This is a genomic window from Mesorhizobium sp. M4A.F.Ca.ET.050.02.1.1, assembly GCF_003997725.1.
In the GTDB taxonomy this organism is placed as follows: Bacteria; Pseudomonadota; Alphaproteobacteria; order Rhizobiales; family Rhizobiaceae; genus Mesorhizobium.
Genome location: NZ_RZSG01001201.1, coordinates 1 through 1,183, shown reverse-complemented (window position 1 = coordinate 1,183; position 1,183 = coordinate 1). Strand labels below are relative to the sequence as shown.

Annotated in this window: 1 protein-coding gene; it reads left to right on the top strand. The window is 59.6% G+C overall.

What is annotated here, in order from left to right:
- On the top strand, positions 1-909 hold a 909-nt coding region (locus tag EOA33_RS36285; RefSeq protein WP_145989531.1), incomplete at its 5' end, for a helix-turn-helix domain-containing protein.
- Positions 910-1,183: the final 274 nt, after the last annotated feature.

Here is a 1,183-nt window from a genome sequence, read left to right as displayed (position 1 = left end):
GCCGCCTCTGGCCTGCCCGTGGAAGTCGACAGGCTTTCGGCAGGCCGGCTTCCCTCGCGCATCCGGCAAATCCAGTCCCCCGACAAGTGGGCGCTCGACCTGCCAGAATTCAATTGCGCCTTCCGCGCCAGGGGTGGTTTCGATCCAGGCTCCGTGGCGTTGGTGGCTATCGAGCGGGCCTGTGGGTCGACGATATGCGGCATTGCGCTCGAAGATGACTTGATCCTGGCAATCCCTGCCGGCACGAGCGTGACGGCGACGGTCCGGCCCGGTCTCACTTATGCTGTCGCCATTGTTCCGACCGCGACCTGGATGGAAATCCAGTCGATTGCGGCGGGGATGGTTCTCGAACGGATTAACGATCGCCCCGCGGCAGTTCGGCTCGCCACCGACGAAGCGCAAAGACTCAGAAGCCAGATGAAGTCGATAGCAGACCACCTTGGGACAATTGCAAGCGATCCAATTCTGCTTGAGCAGCCTCCAGGTGCAGTCGTGGAATATCTGGGGCTGGTGGCTGACGCCTTCGCGGAGGGAGACAGTCGTGAGACCGGGACAGCCAGTTCCGCGAGTCGTCATTTCACACAAGCGTCGGCGGCCGAGGATTTCATTCGCACTCATATCCGGGAAGACATACCCATTGTTCGGCTGTGCCGGGAAATCGGTGTCAGCCGTCGACAGCTCGAATACGCCTTTCGCACCACGTTCGCGGTAACCCCGCTCGAATTCATAAGAGCGCTCCGCCTCAACGAAGCAAGACGGCTCCTTGTCACGGCTCGCGCCAACGGCTTGAGCGTTACGACGATCGCTATGGACGTGGGGGTCACCCATCTGGGCCGCTTCGCCGCGAACTACCGCCTCTTCTTCGGCGAGTCTCCGAAGGAAACACTTCAGCGTGCCGGGAGATCGTGACCCAGGGCGTAACGTGCGCCGAGAAAATTGCGCCGCGTTGTCATTGCAACGAGTTCGATGGAATTGCGCAATCCGGATAGAAGCCGCACTCGTGAATTAGTATATTCTAAAATGCTAACAATAAGCTGCCTCTGATACGCAGGGTCTGCGAGCGGGCACAGCCTGATTTGGGTTTGGCGCAGGCTTGCGTCGGGCGGGTGGTTATATCGGCCGCGAATCTAAGTGCACGGAGTGATGAGCTTCTGGGAGGATGCAAAAATGGCAAGACCTAGCT